The organism is Roseovarius litoreus, assembly GCF_900142765.1.
GTDB lineage: Bacteria > Pseudomonadota > Alphaproteobacteria > Rhodobacterales > Rhodobacteraceae > Roseovarius > Roseovarius litoreus.
Window position 1 is genome coordinate 76,345 of record NZ_FRCB01000009.1, and the last position, 15,264, is coordinate 91,608.

General features: G+C 63.4%; 15 protein-coding genes and 1 pseudogene. 8 read left to right on the top strand and 8 right to left on the bottom strand.

Annotation, left to right across the window (positions count from 1 at the left end; genetic code table 11):
• Nucleotides 1-47 precede the first annotated feature (47 nt).
• The 6 genes and pseudogenes from uvrC to F3H35_RS15640 all read right to left on the bottom strand — a co-directional run bounded on the left by uvrC (nucleotide 48) and on the right by F3H35_RS15640 (nucleotide 6,738).
• Nucleotides 48-1,916: an excinuclease ABC subunit UvrC gene (uvrC, locus tag F3H35_RS15615; RefSeq protein ID WP_149780473.1), complete on the bottom strand. Its 1,869-nt coding sequence runs from the start codon at nucleotides 1,914-1,916 to the stop codon at nucleotides 48-50.
• A gap of 289 nt (nucleotides 1,917-2,205) precedes the next feature.
• Nucleotides 2,206-2,991, bottom strand: a pseudogene (locus tag F3H35_RS15620) (SDR family oxidoreductase); the annotation flags it as partial.
• Nucleotides 2,992-3,001: 10 nt separating this feature from the next.
• Nucleotides 3,002-3,967, bottom strand: a complete 966-nt coding sequence (locus tag F3H35_RS15625; protein WP_149780475.1) for a calcium/sodium antiporter — start codon at nucleotides 3,965-3,967, stop codon at nucleotides 3,002-3,004.
• A gap of 168 nt (nucleotides 3,968-4,135) precedes the next feature.
• The gene (locus F3H35_RS15630) at nucleotides 4,136-4,933 is read right to left on the bottom strand and encodes a S49 family peptidase (RefSeq protein WP_149780476.1); all 798 of its coding nucleotides are present in this window, start codon (nucleotides 4,931-4,933) and stop codon (nucleotides 4,136-4,138) included.
• A 114-nt stretch (nucleotides 4,934-5,047) separates the two neighbouring features.
• On the bottom strand, nucleotides 5,048-5,809 hold the full coding sequence (locus F3H35_RS15635) for an ABC transporter permease (RefSeq protein ID WP_149780477.1): 762 nt from the start codon (nucleotides 5,807-5,809) through the stop codon (nucleotides 5,048-5,050).
• Nucleotides 5,806-6,738 (bottom strand): ABC transporter ATP-binding protein, encoded by a 933-nt coding sequence (locus F3H35_RS15640; RefSeq protein WP_149780478.1) that lies wholly within the window; start codon nucleotides 6,736-6,738, stop codon nucleotides 5,806-5,808. The genes F3H35_RS15635 and F3H35_RS15640 overlap by 4 nt, the downstream gene beginning before the upstream one ends.
• A gap of 163 nt (nucleotides 6,739-6,901) precedes the next feature.
• Between F3H35_RS15640 and F3H35_RS15645 the strand changes: the two genes are divergently transcribed.
• Nucleotides 6,902-7,594: an SGNH/GDSL hydrolase family protein gene (locus F3H35_RS15645; RefSeq protein ID WP_149780479.1), complete on the top strand. Its 693-nt coding sequence runs from the start codon at nucleotides 6,902-6,904 to the stop codon at nucleotides 7,592-7,594.
• A gap of 13 nt (nucleotides 7,595-7,607) precedes the next feature.
• On the opposite strand, the gene F3H35_RS15650 is transcribed toward F3H35_RS15645, so the two are convergent.
• Complete coding sequence (locus tag F3H35_RS15650; RefSeq protein WP_149780480.1) at nucleotides 7,608-8,114, bottom strand: CoxG family protein; 507 nt, start codon at nucleotides 8,112-8,114, stop codon at nucleotides 7,608-7,610.
• 205 nt (nucleotides 8,115-8,319) lie between these two features.
• Between F3H35_RS15650 and F3H35_RS15655 the strand changes: the two genes are divergently transcribed.
• The 5 genes from F3H35_RS15655 to F3H35_RS15675 all read left to right on the top strand — a co-directional run bounded on the left by F3H35_RS15655 (nucleotide 8,320) and on the right by F3H35_RS15675 (nucleotide 12,383).
• A complete protein-coding gene (locus tag F3H35_RS15655) occupies nucleotides 8,320-9,411 on the top strand; it encodes a CaiB/BaiF CoA transferase family protein (protein WP_149780563.1) in 1,092 nt (363 codons plus the stop codon).
• Between the two features lie 84 nt (nucleotides 9,412-9,495).
• Complete coding sequence (gene smpB, locus F3H35_RS15660; protein WP_007811566.1) at nucleotides 9,496-9,972, top strand: SsrA-binding protein SmpB; 477 nt, start codon at nucleotides 9,496-9,498, stop codon at nucleotides 9,970-9,972.
• A gap of 9 nt (nucleotides 9,973-9,981) precedes the next feature.
• The gene (locus F3H35_RS15665) at nucleotides 9,982-10,263 is read left to right on the top strand and encodes a hypothetical protein (protein WP_149780481.1); all 282 of its coding nucleotides are present in this window, start codon (nucleotides 9,982-9,984) and stop codon (nucleotides 10,261-10,263) included.
• 78 nt (nucleotides 10,264-10,341) lie between these two features.
• Nucleotides 10,342-11,199, top strand: coding sequence for a 3-mercaptopyruvate sulfurtransferase (sseA, locus tag F3H35_RS15670; RefSeq protein ID WP_149780482.1), 858 nt, complete (start codon nucleotides 10,342-10,344; stop codon nucleotides 11,197-11,199).
• Nucleotides 11,199-12,383, top strand: coding sequence for an amino acid aminotransferase (locus tag F3H35_RS15675; RefSeq protein WP_149780483.1), 1,185 nt, complete (start codon nucleotides 11,199-11,201; stop codon nucleotides 12,381-12,383). The genes sseA and F3H35_RS15675 overlap by 1 nt, the downstream gene beginning before the upstream one ends.
• A 49-nt stretch (nucleotides 12,384-12,432) precedes the next feature.
• Here F3H35_RS15675 and F3H35_RS15680 read toward each other — a convergent pair whose 3' ends face one another.
• Nucleotides 12,433-13,050 (bottom strand): TetR/AcrR family transcriptional regulator, encoded by a 618-nt coding sequence (locus tag F3H35_RS15680; protein WP_149780484.1) that lies wholly within the window; start codon nucleotides 13,048-13,050, stop codon nucleotides 12,433-12,435.
• A gap of 149 nt (nucleotides 13,051-13,199) precedes the next feature.
• On the opposite strand from F3H35_RS15680, the gene mbfA reads away from it, so the two are divergent.
• Together mbfA and F3H35_RS15690 are read left to right on the top strand one after the other, a co-directional pair.
• The gene (gene mbfA / locus F3H35_RS15685; RefSeq protein ID WP_149780485.1) at nucleotides 13,200-14,177 is read left to right on the top strand and encodes an iron exporter MbfA; all 978 of its coding nucleotides are present in this window, start codon (nucleotides 13,200-13,202) and stop codon (nucleotides 14,175-14,177) included.
• A gap of 141 nt (nucleotides 14,178-14,318) precedes the next feature.
• Nucleotides 14,319-15,251, top strand: a complete 933-nt coding sequence (locus F3H35_RS15690) for an AEC family transporter (protein ID WP_149780486.1) — start codon at nucleotides 14,319-14,321, stop codon at nucleotides 15,249-15,251.
• Nucleotides 15,252-15,264 lie beyond the last annotated feature (13 nt).

Below are 15,264 nucleotides of genomic sequence, written 5' to 3' on the forward strand. Positions count from 1 at the left end.
GCGTGAGGTTCTACCCGCAACGCGACCAAAGGGGAAGCGCCACGGGATCAGCCTTTTTCATGGAAGAAATCATAGACTTTCTGGGCCAGCCCCTCGGATACGCCCTCCACGGCCTTGAGGTCCGACAGATTGGCGCGACTCACCGCCTTGGCGCTGCCGAAATGCGCGAGCAAAGCGCGTTTGCGTGCAGCCCCCACACCGGGAATGTCGTCCAGCGGCGTGGCCCCCACCGCCTTGGCCCGTTTAGCCCGATGGGTGCCGATGGCAAAGCGATGCGCCTCGTCGCGCATCCGCTGGATGAAATACAAGACCGGGTCATTGCGCTGCAACGCCATCGGTCGCTTGCCGGTTCGGTGGAATTCTTCCTTGCCGTGGTCGCGATCCACCCCTTTGGCCACGCCGACCATGGGGATGTCCTCGACCCCCAGCTCGCGCATGATCTGAGCCACGGCACTGACTTGTCCCGCACCCCCATCAATCAACAGCAGATCGGGCCAATGGCCCTGATCGCGCTCGGGGTCTTCCTTGAGCAGGCGTTTGAACCGCCGCGTCAGCACCTCTTTCATCATCCCGAAATCGTCCCCCGGCGTCAGCTCATCGCCCCGGATGTTGAACTTGCGATAGCTGTTCTTCATGAAGCCGTCCGGCCCCGCCACGATCATCGCGCCCACCGCGTGCGCGCCCTGAATATGCGAGTTGTCATAGACCTCGACCCGCTTGGGAGGATCCGGCAGATCGAACGCCTCGGCCAGTCCCTTGAGCAGCTTGGCCTGTGTCGCCGTCTCGGCCATCTTGCGGGCAAGGCTTTCGCGGGCATTGCGCAGGGCGGCATCCACCAACTCGGCCTTTTCACCGCGCTGCGGGACCAGAAGCTCGACCTTGCGGCCCAGTTTGCCGCTCAGAGCCTCGGTCATCAGATCGGCATTTTCGATCGGGTGAGACAGGATCAACTGTCGTGCGGGGTCCTTGCTGTCATAGAACTGGCCGATGAACGCCTCGAGCACCTCGGCCTCTTCCACATCGGCCCCGACGCGCGGATAGAAATCACGGTTGCCCCAGTTCTGCCCGGCCCGGATGAAGAACACCTGAACGCAGGCCTGCCCCTTTTCCAGATGCAGCGCCAGGATATCCGCCTCGGTCACGGTGCGCGGGTTGATGCCCTGTGCGGTCTGGACCTGCGTCAGCGCCTTGATCCGGTCGCGCAGCGCCGCGGCGCGTTCGTATTCCATCGCCTCGGCAGCTTCGGCCATCTCGGCCTTCAGCTTTGTCTGGATCTCGGTGGAGCGGCCTGACAGGTAGCGTTCGGCATCCTTCACCGCCGCCGCATAATCGGCCTTGTCGATATAGCCGACACAGGGCGCGGTGCAGCGCTTGATCTGGTATTGCAGACAGGGGCGGGTGCGGCTTTCGAACTGCGTGTCGGTGCAATTGCGCAACTGAAACGCGCGCTGCAGATGCGACAGGGTCCGGTTCACCGCGCCGGCACTGGCAAAGGGGCCGTAGTAATGGCCTTTCTCCTTCTTGGCGCCACGGTGTTTCTTGATCATCGGAAAATCATGCCCGGTCACAAGGATGTTCGGAAAGCTCTTGTCGTCGCGCAAGAGCACGTTGTAGCGCGGCTTGAGCTGCTTGATGAGGTTTTGTTCCAGAAGCAGGGCTTCGGTCTCGGTCGAGGTGGTCAGGAACATCATCGACGCGGTCTCGCGGATCATCCTGTCGATGCGCGCTGTATGGCCCGATGGGCGGGCATAGTTCGACACCCGCGCCCGCAAATTGCGCGCCTTGCCGACATAGAGCACCCGCGCCTGCGCATCGAGCATGCGGTAGACCCCTGGAGACGAGTCGAGCGTCTTCAGGTAGGACTGGATGACGTCGTGGCCGGTCTTGGGCGCGATATCAGATGTCTGCTCGGGCATATGGCTCGGATATGATTCTCTTCTGTGGCTGCAATCTTATCGCGCTGCGGGCAAGAGGAAAGCTGTCCACGAAACCTGTGGATAACTGTGGGGGCAAGTTTGGGGGCAGGGAAATTTTCCTTTGTTCTAACATGCCTTCGTTGGATTGCACAAAAAATAGGCGATAAACCAAGGCATTGAAAACATTCAGAAAAAACTTTAACCAGTGACAAAATATTGAAAACATTAAAAATTTTGTAACAGGTTTTTGTCGGTCATCTTTGCGGTGCACAAGTCTGGCCGGAATATGTCACTCGACGCCCAACACATCCGGTGTCTGCCATCCCAGATGCTGCCCGCCATCAACGCAGAGCAATTGTCCGGTCACCGCCGGTGCATCGAGGAAATAGGCCAGCGCGGCGGTGATGTCGGCGGGGTTGGCGCCGCGTCCCAGAACGGTGGACTGACGCTGTCTCTGGAAATGCGTCTCGGTCTGTCGATGCCCCTGCAGGGTCGGACCGGGGCCTATGGCATTGACCCGGATATGGGGGGCAAGCGCCTGTGCTGCGGTCTGGGTGAAGGCCCAAAGACCCATCTTGGCCAGCGTATAGGTCATGAACTCGGGCGTCAGCTTGCGCACCCGTTGGTCGATCATGTTGATGACCAGCCCGCGCGCCACCGGCTCGCCCATCTCGCACTGGTCGGGCGCGGGCACCTGGGCCGCCATCGCCTGCGTGAGCACGAAGGGCGCGCGCAGATTGCTTTCCATATGCCGATCCCAGCTGTCGCGGGTGGCGCTCTGGATATTGTCATACTCGAAAATCGACGCGTTGTTGATCAGGCAGGTGATCGGCGCCCCGAGCCTGCTTGCGGCTTCCGGCAAAAGGCGCTGTATCTGCGCCTCGTCCAGCAGATCGGCCTGCACGGTCACGGCGTTTTGCCCTAGGCCCCGGATCTCGGCGGCGACGGCCTCGGCCTCATCGCGGCTCGAGGCGTAATGCACCGCCACATCATGCCCGCGCCGCGCCAGTTCCAGCGCCATCGCGCGCCCCAGCCGTTTTCCGGCCCCTGTCACCAATGCTGTCGTCATGCCGCGCCGCCTTTCTTCATGAGAGCACGATCACGACATAGGCCACATAAAGCCCCGTCAAGATCACACCCCACACGCGGCCGATATCCTGCTTGAAAAAGACGAACGGAACGATCAGCAGCGACGCCGCCAGCATCACCCACAGATCGAACCGCAGGAACTCTGGATCGACCGGGATCGGCCCGATCACCGCCGTGATCCCGATGATCGCCAGCAGATTGAACATGTTCGAGCCGATCACGTTCCCAAGCGCGACATCCGCCTGCTTGCGCAGCGCGGCCATGACCGTGGTGGCCAATTCGGGAAGCGACGTGCCAAGTGCGACCAGCGTCAGGCCGATGACCGTGTCGCTGACCCCATATTGCCGCGCGATGATCGAGGCATTGTCCACCAGCAGATCGGCGCCAAGCGGCAGGCCCACAAGCCCCAGCACCAGAAAGACGCTGATCTGCCACCAGGGCATGTCCGGGTCCGCACCCTCCACCTCCTCGATCCCGTCAGCCTCCGACAGGGCAAGGGCGGCATTGGCGCTGCGATGGCGGCCGGCTTCCAGAAAGGCATCGGTCAGAACGAAGGCCAGCGCCGCCAGCAGGATCAGCCCCGAGACCAGCGTGAATTCCCCGAGAAACGCCAGCCCGATGAACAGGACCGACGCCACCAGCATGAAGACATAGGTCTTGCGCGTGTCACACTCGCTTGTGTGCAGAACCGACAGGATGGCGGGCACCCCCAGAACCATCAGGATATTGGCCGTGTTCGACCCCACCACATTGCCAAGCGCCAGCCCCGGCTTGTCGTCCAGCACCGCGTTCACCGAAATCAGCAACTCCGGCGCCGAGGTGCCGAATGCCACGATGGTCAGGCTGACGATCAGGGCCGGAATCCCCACCCGGAGGCTCAGGTTGACCGCACCCTTGACCAGCGCATCACCGGCCAGAAGCAGGATCACCAGCCCCAAAACCGACAGTAACCAAGGCATCATTTGCTTTTGCCTTTCGTGCAGGGACAGGGCCCCTTGCCGATACGGAACCGCCCGCATTTCCGACATTTGGCCGAAGCCAGCTTTTGCTGACCCGGAAAGCGCAGTTTCCCGAACATCGCCAGAACACCCATGGCGACAAGGAACAATATGACGATCTTGACGATCACGTCAGAGGCCGAAACGCGCGTAGGACGCCCGCTCCTCGATGGCGGCGATGCCGTCCTGTGCGAGGCTCATGCCGAACCGCTGGAACAGGCCGCGTTTGCGCCCGTATTGCGCAAAGCGCACCTTGTCGCCGTAAAGCTCTTTCATCTTGGGGGCCACGTGCCCGATCCCGTCCACAAGACCCAGCTCCACCGCGCGCTGACCCAGCCAGAACTCGCCGGTGAACAGATCGTCATTCTGCGCCAGCCGGTCGCCCCGTCGCGAGGTGACCTGCGCCTCGAACACCTTGTGCATCTGCTCGAGGATATCCTTGAGACGGCTCACATCCTCGTCCTTCTGCGGCAGGAACGGATCAAGGAAGCTTTTCGATTTGCCCGATGTGTGCACCCGGCGTTCCACGCCCTGCCGTGCCAGCAGGACCGGCGCGCCGAACCCCGCCGAGATGACACCGATCGACCCCACGATCGAGGCCGGATCGACCCAGATGTGATCTGCCGCCGTCGCCAGCCAATAGCCGCCCGAAGCCGCCACATCCTCGACGAAGGCATGCACGGGGATGTCCTTTTCCTCGGCCAGCCGCCGGATGCGCGACGCGATCAGCGAGGATTGCACCGGCGATCCGCCGGGCGAATTGATCAACAGCGCGACCGCCTTTGGCTTGCCGCGCCGGAACGCCTTTTCGATCGACGGGGCCAAGGCCTCGTCGCTCAACTGTGCGCGGCTGCCGGCGCCGATCGTGCCGCTCAGCCGGATCACCGAGACCACCGGCCCACGGTTCAGGAAGGGGATACGCTCTTTCATGATGACCGATGTAGATTGCCCTCCTTGCACAAACAAGGCGACCGGACCGGCCATTTCGCGCGCTGACACAAAAACTGCGCCTTATCGGGCAAATAAGTCACGCCGCAGCCCGGCTCAGGACTTTATCCTGTAGCCGGTCTTGAAGATCAGCCAGACGATCAGCAGGCAAATCCCGGTAAACGCCGCAATTGCCAGCAGGCTCAGGCCCACAGGCACATCCGCCTGACCGAAGAACGACCAGCGGAACCCCGAGATCAGGTAGACCACCGGATTGAAGTAGCTCACCGTTTGCCATGCCTCGGGCAGCATCGAGATCGAATAGAACGATCCGCCCAAAAACACCAAGGGCGTGATGACCAGCAGCGGAATGATCTGCAATTGCTGAAAGTTCTCGGCCCAGATGCCGATGATGAACCCGAAGAGCGAGAAGGACAGGCAGGTGAGCACCAAAAACCCCAGCATCGCGGCGGGATGCAGCACGTCGATCTCCACGAAGAACCCCGAGGTGATCAGGATCACCACCCCGATCAACAGCGATTTGGTCGCCGCCGCCCCGACATATCCCAGCACGATCTCCAGAAAATTCACCGGCGCTGACAGAAGCTCATAGATCGTGCCGATGAACTTGGGAAAGTAGATCCCGAAACTGGCATTGCTGATCGCCTGCGTCATGACCGTCAGCATGATCAGCCCCGGCACAATGAACGCGCCATAACTCACCCCTTCGACCTGATCTATTCGGCTGCCGATGGCCGATCCGAACACCACGAAATAAAGCGTGGTCGAAATCACCGGCGACAGCAGGCTTTCCATCAGCGTGCGCATGAAGCGCTTCATCTCGTAGATATAGATCGCCCTGATCGCGCGAAGGTTCATGCCGCGTCCTCCTTGACCAGACCGACGAAGATCTCTTCGAGGCTCGATTGCGAGGTGTGCACGTCGCGCAGCGTCAGCCCCTCGGCGGCCAGCGCCTGCAACAGCCGGGTGATCCCGGTGCCGTCCTGCCCGCGCGTGTCATAGTGATAGCTCAGCGCGTCGCCCTCGGGCGAGAGTTCCAGATCATAATGCGCCAGCCCCTCTGGTACGGCATCTATCGGCGTTGACAGGTCGATGCGCAGCGTCTTGCGGCCCATGCGCCGCATCAGATCGATCTTGTCCTCGACCAGCAATATCTCGCCGCGGTTGATAACGGCGACCCGGTCGGCGATGGCCTCGGCCTCTTCGATGTAATGGGTGGTCAGGATGATCGTGACACCTTCCGCCTTCAGACCCTCGACGACGCGCCACATATCACGGCGCAGCTCGACATCCACACCGGCTGTCGGCTCATCCAGAAACAACACCTTGGGTTCGTGCACCAATGCCTTGGCGATCAGCACCCGCCGCTTCATGCCGCCCGACAATTCGCGCGTGCGGCTGTTGCGCTTGTCCCACAGCGAGAGCTGCCGCAACAGCTTTTCGATCAGCGCCTCGTCGCGCGACTTGCCGAAAAGACCGCGTGAAAAGCGCACCGTGTTGATGACCTTCTCGAACGGCTCGAGCGCCACCTCCTGCGGCACCAGCCCGATCATCGCGCGGGCCTTGCGATACTCGCTCACGATGTCATGCCCGCCGACGCGCGCGGTCCCGCCTGTCGGCGTGGTGATACCGCAGAGCGCCGAAATCAGTGTCGTCTTGCCCGCGCCATTCGGGCCAAGCAGGGCAAGTATCTCGCCCTCTTCGATCCCGAGCGACACGCCCCTGAGCGCCTCGAACCCGCCGTCATACGTTTTCTGCAGGCCCTCGACCTCGACTATGGATGCCATTGCGCACCTCCGTTTCCTGACCCGAAGCTAGGCGTTTAATGGCCGAGTGCAATCCGCCGGAGGCGCAGGCTTTTGTGTGCGCCACTGCAGAATGGTAAAACTCCTGTCGGATAAACCGTTCCTTAACCTCTACGGACTGATATCAGGAAAGCATGCAAAACGGATGACCCGGCCCAACATGATGACCCGCCTGCTTTCGCTTTTTGCCCTGATCCTGCTTGCCGCTTGCGGCGAACCCGTCACCAAGGACTCGCGCATCCTTCTGATGGGCGACTCGCTGCTGGCGTTCCACAAGGGGCAGGGGCGCGGGGTGTCCCATGCGATCGAGGCCGAATTGTCCGAGCCGGTGATCGATCGCTCGGTCACGGGCGCGCGGTTCTTCTACGCCCTGCCGATCTCGGGCAGCGCCGGGTTGAACATCGCGCAGCAATATCGCGAAGGGCCATGGGACTGGATCGTGCTCAATGGTGGCGGCAATGACATCTGGATGGGGTGCGGCTGTGGCGCCTGCGGACATCGCATCAATCAGCTTGTCTCGAAAGATGGGCGCAGCGGTCGGATACCGGGCTTTGTCTCGACCCTGCGCGCGACTGGCGCACAGGTGATCTTCGTGGGCTATCTGCGCACGCCGGGCGTGCGATCCCCGATCGAAGGCTGCGCCGACGAAGGCGACGAAATGGACCGTCGCCTGGCGCGTCTTGCGGCTCTGGACGCGGGGGTGCATTTCCTGTCGCTGGCCGATCTGGTGCCGCATGGCGACCGGTCCTATCACGCGATCGACCTCATTCACCCTTCGCAGAAGGCCAGCCGCGAAATCGGCGCGCGGATCGCCGGGATCATCTCGCTCAACGACTGACCCCGCCGCCGCCTTACTTCTTGATCAGCCGCTTCAGCCAGCCTTTCTTTTCGGCCTCCTCGGGCGCGTCATCGTCCTTGGGTCCTTCGATCACCTCGGTCAGCCTTTCAAAGAACTTGTCAGCCATCTTCTTGGCGAACCCGTCGACGATCCGGCTGCCAAGCTGCGCCAGCTTGCCGCCCACCTTGGCCTCCACGTCATAGATCAGCTTGGTGCCCTCGGGCACCTCTTCAAGTCGCACATCCGCACCGCCCTTGGCAAAGCCGGCGGCGCCGCCCTTGCCCTCGCCGGTCAGCGTCAGGCTTTCATGCTCGACCATGTTCGACACGGTCACGGCGCCCTTGAACGTGGCCTTTACCGGCCCGACCTTCTGGGTGACCGTCGCCTCATAGCCATCCTGTGGATTGCCGGTCACCTCTTCGGCCCCCGAAACGCATTCCTTCAGAACATCGGGGTTCAGCAGCGCCGCCCAAACGGTCGCGCGGTCGGCCTCGATAATACGTTCGTCACTCATCTTCATGGGGCGGCTCCTTGTGTCGCGTCTTCGCCGCCAAGGTAGACCAACCGCACGACAGCGCCAAGCAGCCATTGCGCCCGTCCCTCAGCCAAAGGCGGAACGCGTGCAACGATTGAACAGCGCGCTGCATGTCGCGAAATTCTGCGATTCAGGTTTGCCGCGAAACGCTTTAGGCTGGCCGCATCGCACCGACCGGAGACAGGACATGATGTTACAGGGTATCCGCGTGATCGAGATCGAAGGGCTCGGCCCCGGCCCCTTCGCCGCGATGATGCTGGCCGATCTGGGCGCCGAGGTAATCGTCATTCACCGTCCCGGCCCGGGCAATCCCGTGGCGGGCGATGTGAACCTGCTGGACCGGGGCAAGAAATCCATCACGCTCGATCTCAAGGACCCTGCCGATCTGGCCATTGCCCGCGCGCTGATCGCGACCGCCGACGCCCTGATCGAAGGCTTCCGCCCCGGCGTGATGGAGCGTTTGGGCCTTGGTCCCGACACCTGCCGCGCCGGCAATCCACGGCTTGTCTATGGCCGCATGACCGGCTGGGGGCAGTCGGGACCCAAGGCGCAGATGGCGGGGCATGACCTGAATTACATCGCCACCTCGGGCGCGCTCTGGTATGCCTCGGCGCCCGATGCGCCACCGTTGACGCCGCCGACCCTGGTCGGTGATGTGGGGGGCGGCGCGCTGTATCTGGTGGCGGGGATTCTGGCCGGGCTTCTGGCTGCCGCGCGCAGCGGGCAGGGGACGGTGGTGGACGCCGCGATTGTCGACGGCTCGGCGCATATGATGGCGCTCTTGATGTCGATGGCGCCCTCCGGAAACCTGTCGGACAGGCGTGGCCAAAGCCTTCTGGACGGCCCGCATTGGTGCCGCACCTATGCCTGCGCCTGTGGCGGGCATGTCGCCGTTCAGTGCCTCGAGCCGAAATTCTATGCCGCCTTTCTCGACCTGATGGGCCTGTCCGACGATCCGGCCTTTGCCGATCAGATGGATGCCGCCCAATGGCCCGATCAGACCGCGCGCCTTGCCGCGTTGTTCGCCGCCAAGCCCCGCGATCACTGGGCCGCCCTGTTCGAGGGAAGCGATGCCTGCGCCGCCCCGGTCCTGTCTCCAACCGAGGCCGCACGCGATCCGCATATGGCGGCGCGCGGTGCCTGGACCGATGCGCAAGGCTTGCGGCAGCCCGCGACAGCACCCCGTTTCGACGGTGCTGCTGCTGTTCCCGGCCCCGTGCCGGCGCGCGGCGCGCATGGGTCCGAATTGCGCGCCGATCTGGCGCGCCGCGGCCTGATCTGACATCCCCCGCGCGCGCCCCCTTGGATCATCCCGGCCAAGCCGTTATCTTGGCCCTTCGCATTGCCGCGCCACAGGACACCCGATATGGCCAAGCCGAAGGACAACCCCAACTACAAGGTCGTCGCCGAGAACCGGCGCGCGCGCTTCGATTATGCGATCGAGGACGATCTTGAATGCGGCATCATCCTCGAAGGCTCCGAGGTCAAATCGCTCCGCCAGGGCGGCGCCAACATCGCCGAAAGCTATGCGACCGTCGACAATGGCGAATTGTGGCTCATCAATGCCTATGTCGCGCCCTATGAGCAGGCCAAGACCTTCCAGCACGAGGAACGCCGCCGCCGCAAGCTGCTGGTCTCGCGCAAGGAACTCGCGCGGCTCTGGAACGAGACGCAGCGCAAGGGCATGACGCTCGTGCCACTGGTCCTCTATTTCAACCATCGCGGCATGGCCAAGCTGAAGATCGGGATCGCCAAGGGCAAGAAAACCCATGACAAGCGCGAAACTCAGGCCAAGCGCGACTGGCAGCGCCAGAAGCAGCGCCTGCTGAAAGAAAACAACTGAGCGCGGCGCATGGAGCTTCTGATCGCCCTTTTCTCAGGCGCCACAGGCGGCATTCTGGCGGCGGCGGTCTATCGCGCGCTCGGTCTGGGGTTCGTGGTGAATGCCGCCGCCGGTGTGCTGGGCGGTCTGCTGGGCTGGCAGGCGGCCCAGACCCTTGGCGCCGATGCCCTTGCCCGTTTGCTGGGGGGCGGCGATGCCGGTATGATCGCGACACAGGCGCTGATGGGCGGGCTTGGGGGCGCGGTTGTGCTGATGTCTCTCGGGATGGCGCGCAGGCTCCTGGTCAAATAGGCGCTGACGGCACCGGGGCGCTTGCCCTTGACCGCGCTGCGCGATAGGCATGAAGCGTCCGCAAACCGGGGGCTGACCATGGCACATGACGATCCCAAGACGCTTGTTTCAACCGACTGGCTGGCCAGCCATCTCAAGGATCCGGATCTTCGCGTTCTGGACGGGACATGGTTCTTGCCCGGTGATGGGCGCGATGGCCGGTCCCAATATCTGGCCGCGCATATTCCCGGCGCCCGGTTTTTCGATATCGACGATATCAGCGATCACCGATCCGAGCTGCCGCACATGGCCCCGCCGGTCGAGAAATTCATGTCCCGCCTGCGCGCCATGGGCGTGGGCGATGGTCATCAGGTGGTGGTCTATGACGCGCATGGCCTGTTTTCTGCGGCGCGCGTCTGGTGGCTGTTCCGCCTTATGGGTCAGGACAACATCGCCGTTCTGGACGGTGGCCTGCCCAAATGGCAGGCCGAGGGCCGCCCCGTGGACGACATGCCCCCCGTCGTGCGCGACCGGCACATGACCGTGCGCCGCCAGAACCAGATGGTCAAGGACGTCACGCAAGTGGCCGCCGCCTCCAAGCTGGGCGATTACGAGATTCTCGATGCCCGCTCTCCCGGCCGATTCCGTGGCGATGAGCCCGAACCGCGCGCCGGGCTGCGCTCGGGCCATATCCCCGGCTCGAAGAATGTGTTTTACCGTGACCTTCTGAACGATGACGGCACCATGAAGGATGCCGACGGCCTGCGCGCCGTGCTGGCCGCGTCAGGTGCTGACCTGGACAAGCCGGCCATCACCACCTGCGGTTCGGGCGTGACCGCTGCCATCATCAACCTTGCGCTGGAACGGATCGGCAAGACCGACCATGCGCTTTATGACGGATCATGGACCGAATGGGGCGCCTTTCCCACCGTGCCCGTCGCCACCGGAGACAAGTGATGTTCGAACATCTCAACGAACAACCCAAAGACAAGATCCTCGCCCTGATGCAGGCGTTCAAGGACGACCCCCGCGAGGACAAGATCGACCTTGGCGTCGGCGTCTACAAGAACGCCGAAGGCGTGACCCCCATCATGCGCGCCGTCAAACAGGCCGAGCGTCAATGGTGGGAGCAGGAAACCACCAAGGCCTATACAGGCCTCGCCGGCGATCCGGCCTTTTCGGACGCGATGATCGGCCTTGTGCTGGGCGATGCCGTGGCCCGCGATCAGGTTGCCGCCGTGGCCACGCCCGGCGGCACCGGCGCGGTCCGCCAGGCCTTCGATCTCATCCGCATGGCCAACCCCTCTGCGCGTGTCTTCGTCTCCGATCCGACATGGCCCAACCATCTCAGCATCCTCAAGCATATGGCGATCGAAACGGTGATGTATCGCTATTTCGACGCTGAAAGCGGCGGGGTCGATTTCGCCGGCATGATGGAGGATCTCGGCCAGATGCGCGCCGGCGACGTGGTGCTGCTGCATGGCTGCTGCCACAACCCCACCGGCGCCAACCTCACCGGCCCGGAATGGCAGGCGGTGATCGATCTGGTCAACGCCAAGGGCGTCGTGCCGATGATCGACATTGCCTATCAGGGCTTCGGCGACGGTCTCGAGGCCGATGCCGCAGCGACCCGCATGGTCGCCTCGGGCTGCCCCGAGGTGCTGATCGCGGCCAGCTGTTCCAAGAATTTCGGCATCTACCGCGAACGCACCGGCCTCCTGATGGCCGTGGCGCAGGAGCGCGGGTTGCATGCCGTGACACAGGGCAACCTCGCCTATCTCAACCGGCAGAACTATTCCTTCCCGCCCGATCACGGCGCGCGCATGGTGTCCTTGGTGCTGACCGATGACGCGCTGCGCGTCGATTGGCAGGCCGAACTCGAAGACGTCCGCAACGGGATGCTGGCGCTGCGCGAACAGCTGTCGTCCGAATTGCGCCGCCTGTCCGGGTCGGATCGCTACGGCTTCATCGCCCAGCATCGCGGGATGTTCTCCCGGCTCGGTCTCTCGCCCGAGATCGTCGAACGTCTGCGGGCCGAGCATGGCATCTACATGGTCGGCGACAGCCGCATCAATATCGCCGGTCTGAACCGTGACACCGTGCCGAAACTGGCCCAAGCGATCATCGAGGTGGGCGCCTGACCGGGCGCCCCTTCCGGCATCCGGGGCGGGCCTTGGGCGCATTGAAGGATCAGGCGCCGTAGCGCGCCAGGAACATCTCGACCACGCCCGTGACCACCCGCTTGATCTCGGCTTCGCTGGTCTCCTTGCTGATCCCGCACAGGCGGCGCACGAACAGATCGCTCTTGCACAGCTGTCCAAACTGGTCAGCCGCAAGATCCATGTCCTCGATCACCAGCTCGCCCCGGTCGATATAGGGCTGCAGGATCGCCGACATCCGTTCGCGCACCAGCGCCGGACCCGACGCGTAGAACCGCTGGCCAAGCTCGGGAAACCGATAGGATTCCGCAACGCAGATGCGATACACCTGCTGCCCGAAATCCGACAGGAAGAAGCGCACGATCCGGTTGGCGGCCTCGTGCAACACAACAGCGACCGGATCGCTCAGATCGAACTCGGCCATCGCCTCCTCGGCCTGCCGGTTGCATTCGAGGCGGGCGACTTCCGAAAAGAGCAGCCGTTTGTCCGGAAAATAGCTGTAGAGCGTCGCCTTGGACACCCCTGCCACCCGGGCGATCTCATCGACACTGGCCCCTTCAAAGCCGTCGCGCATGAACACCTCGCGTGCGCCGTCAAGCACCTGATCGAATTTTCGACCCTTCTTGATTTCAGCAGCCATGGCCGTCATGCGGTGATCCCCCAAGCCGGATCAATCTAGTCTTGCACAGACTGTATCGCAAGCGTCTCGACACCCCTGACCGCCTGCAAGCACAGATCGCACTTGCACCTTTTCCGAATTTCACTACCTTAGAATCATTCTAAAAGAGGATGTTCACCATGATCCCCGGAGTGATGTCACGCCGCCGCTTTTCCGACCTCTCCGAACAAGAGGTGCTGGCCCTCGCCATTTCCTCTGAAGAAGATGACGCCCGCATCTACCGCAGCTACGCCGAACGCCTGCGCGCCGATTTCCCCGACACCGCCGCGATCTTCGATGGCATGGCCGCCGAGGAAGACACCCACCGCCGCGCCCTCATTGATCTGCATGAGCGCCGCTTCGGCGGGGTGATCCCCCTCATTCGCCGCGAGCATGTGGCAGGCTTCTATGCGCGCCGCCCCGTCTGGCTGATGGAAAATCTCGGATTGGACAGGATCCGCGCCGAAGCCGAAGCGATGGAGCAGGACGCCGAAGCCTTCTATCTCAAGGCCGCCCAACGCAGCACCGATGCCGGCACCCGCAAGCTTCTGGGCGATCTCGCCGCCGCCGAGGCCGGCCACCAGACCCGCGCCACCGACCTTGCCGAAAGCCATCTCGACGGCGCCAGCCGCGACAGCGAAGACAGCACCGCCCACCGCAGGTTCATCCTGACATGGGTGCAACCGGGCCTTGCCGGGCTGATGGATGGCTCGGTCTCGACCCTGGCGCCGATCTTCGCCACCGCCTTTGCCACCCAGGATACCTGGACGACGTTCCTCGTGGGGCTCGCGGCCTCGGTCGGTGCGGGCATCTCGATGGGCTTCACCGAAGCGGCCAGCGACGACGGCGAGCTGTCGGGCCGCGGCAGCCCGGTCAAGCGCGGCTTGGCCTCGGGTGTGATGACCACGCTCGGCGGGCTCGGCCACGCGCTGCCCTACCTGATCCCCGATTTCTGGACCGCGACCGTGATCGCCGTGATCGTCGTCTTCATCGAGCTGTGGGCCATCGCCTGGATCCAGAACCGCTACATGCAGACGCCGTTCTTCCGCGCCGCCTTCCAGGTGGTGCTCGGCGGCGCGCTGGTGTTCGCCGCCGGGGTGCTCATCGGCAGCGGCTAGACCGTCCGGCGCTTCTTCTGGCCGAAAATATCCCGGGGGAGTCGTTGAAATCCCCCGGGATTTCAACGGCGGGGGCTGGCCCCCATCTCGAAACACCAGTTGCGAGATTGACCGTCCGATCCAACCTGCTACGAAGCGGTCATGTTGGATGTCTTTCTTCAGACGCTGCCCTTCTTCCTCATCGTCGGGTTGGGATATGGCGCCGGGCGCACCGGGTTCTTCACCGAATCCGCAACCGCCTGGCTCACGAAATTCGTGTTCTACTTCGCCCTCTCGGCGATGCTGTTCCGCTTCTCCGCCAATCTCAGCTTCGCCGAGGTGCTCGACTGGACGTTCGTGGCCGCCTATCTCTGGGGCACCGCCTTCGTCTATCTGATCGCCACCCTCGTGGCCTTCCTGCGCCGCCTCAGCATCGAGGAAACCGCGATCGAGGCGCAATGCGCCGCGATCGGTAATACAGGCTTTCTCGGCGTGCCGATGCTGACGCTGCTTCTGGGGCAGGCGGCGATCGGCCCGGTGATGCTGGTGCTGGCGGTGGACCTCATCGTGTTCGGCTCGCTGGTGGTGATCCTCGTGACCGGCTCGCGTGATGCCCGCATGAGCCTTGGCATCCTGCGCACCGTCGGTCTGGGACTGGTGAAGAACCCGATGATCGTGTCGATCGTTCTGGGCTTCGCCTGGTCCGGGCTGCGCCTGCCGATCCCGGATCCGATGAACCAGTTTCTGTCGATCCTCGGCGGCGCCGCGACGCCGGGGGCTCTGTTCGCCATCGGCGCGTCGCTGGCCTCGAAATCTGCCGAACGTCCCATGGTGGCCGGCTGGCTCAGTTTCTGCAAACTGGTGCTGCATCCGGCCTTCGTGGCGCTGGCAGCTCTGGTGCTCTTCCCGGTCGAGCCCTTCGCCGCCGCCGTGATGATCTCGGCCGCCGCCCTGCCGGTCGCGGGCAATGTCTATATCATCGCGCAGCATTACCGCGTGGCGCCGCATCGGGTCTCCGCCTCGATCCTGATCTCCACCGCCTCCGCCGTGATCACCGTCTCTCTGGTGATCGGTTGGGTGTCGGGTCTTCACTGACAGATGCCGCCTG

What these genes read in the sequence shown, in the direction of transcription:
- F3H35_RS15680 (WP_149780484.1), bottom strand. Translation starts at nt 13,050, where the DNA reads ATGACGGCCATGGCTGCTGAAATCAAGAAGGGTCGAAAATTCGATCAG.
- F3H35_RS15675 (WP_149780483.1), top strand. Translation starts at nt 11,199, where the DNA reads ATGTTCGAACATCTCAACGAACAACCCAAAGACAAGATCCTCGCCCTG.
- uvrC (WP_149780473.1), bottom strand. Translation starts at nt 1,916, where the DNA reads ATGCCCGAGCAGACATCTGATATCGCGCCCAAGACCGGCCACGACGTC.
- F3H35_RS15630 (WP_149780476.1), bottom strand. Translation starts at nt 4,933, where the DNA reads ATGAAAGAGCGTATCCCCTTCCTGAACCGTGGGCCGGTGGTCTCGGTG.
- F3H35_RS15665 (WP_149780481.1), top strand. Translation starts at nt 9,982, where the DNA reads ATGGAGCTTCTGATCGCCCTTTTCTCAGGCGCCACAGGCGGCATTCTG.
- mbfA (WP_149780485.1), top strand. Translation starts at nt 13,200, where the DNA reads ATGATCCCCGGAGTGATGTCACGCCGCCGCTTTTCCGACCTCTCCGAA.
- F3H35_RS15650 (WP_149780480.1), bottom strand. Translation starts at nt 8,114, where the DNA reads ATGAAGATGAGTGACGAACGTATTATCGAGGCCGACCGCGCGACCGTT.
- F3H35_RS15655 (WP_149780563.1), top strand. Translation starts at nt 8,320, where the DNA reads ATGTTACAGGGTATCCGCGTGATCGAGATCGAAGGGCTCGGCCCCGGC.
- smpB (WP_007811566.1), top strand. Translation starts at nt 9,496, where the DNA reads ATGGCCAAGCCGAAGGACAACCCCAACTACAAGGTCGTCGCCGAGAAC.
- F3H35_RS15645 (WP_149780479.1), top strand. Translation starts at nt 6,902, where the DNA reads ATGACCCGGCCCAACATGATGACCCGCCTGCTTTCGCTTTTTGCCCTG.
- F3H35_RS15640 (WP_149780478.1), bottom strand. Translation starts at nt 6,738, where the DNA reads ATGGCATCCATAGTCGAGGTCGAGGGCCTGCAGAAAACGTATGACGGC.
- F3H35_RS15690 (WP_149780486.1), top strand. Translation starts at nt 14,319, where the DNA reads ATGTTGGATGTCTTTCTTCAGACGCTGCCCTTCTTCCTCATCGTCGGG.
- sseA (WP_149780482.1), top strand. Translation starts at nt 10,342, where the DNA reads ATGGCACATGACGATCCCAAGACGCTTGTTTCAACCGACTGGCTGGCC.
- F3H35_RS15635 (WP_149780477.1), bottom strand. Translation starts at nt 5,809, where the DNA reads ATGAACCTTCGCGCGATCAGGGCGATCTATATCTACGAGATGAAGCGC.
- F3H35_RS15625 (WP_149780475.1), bottom strand. Translation starts at nt 3,967, where the DNA reads ATGATGCCTTGGTTACTGTCGGTTTTGGGGCTGGTGATCCTGCTTCTG.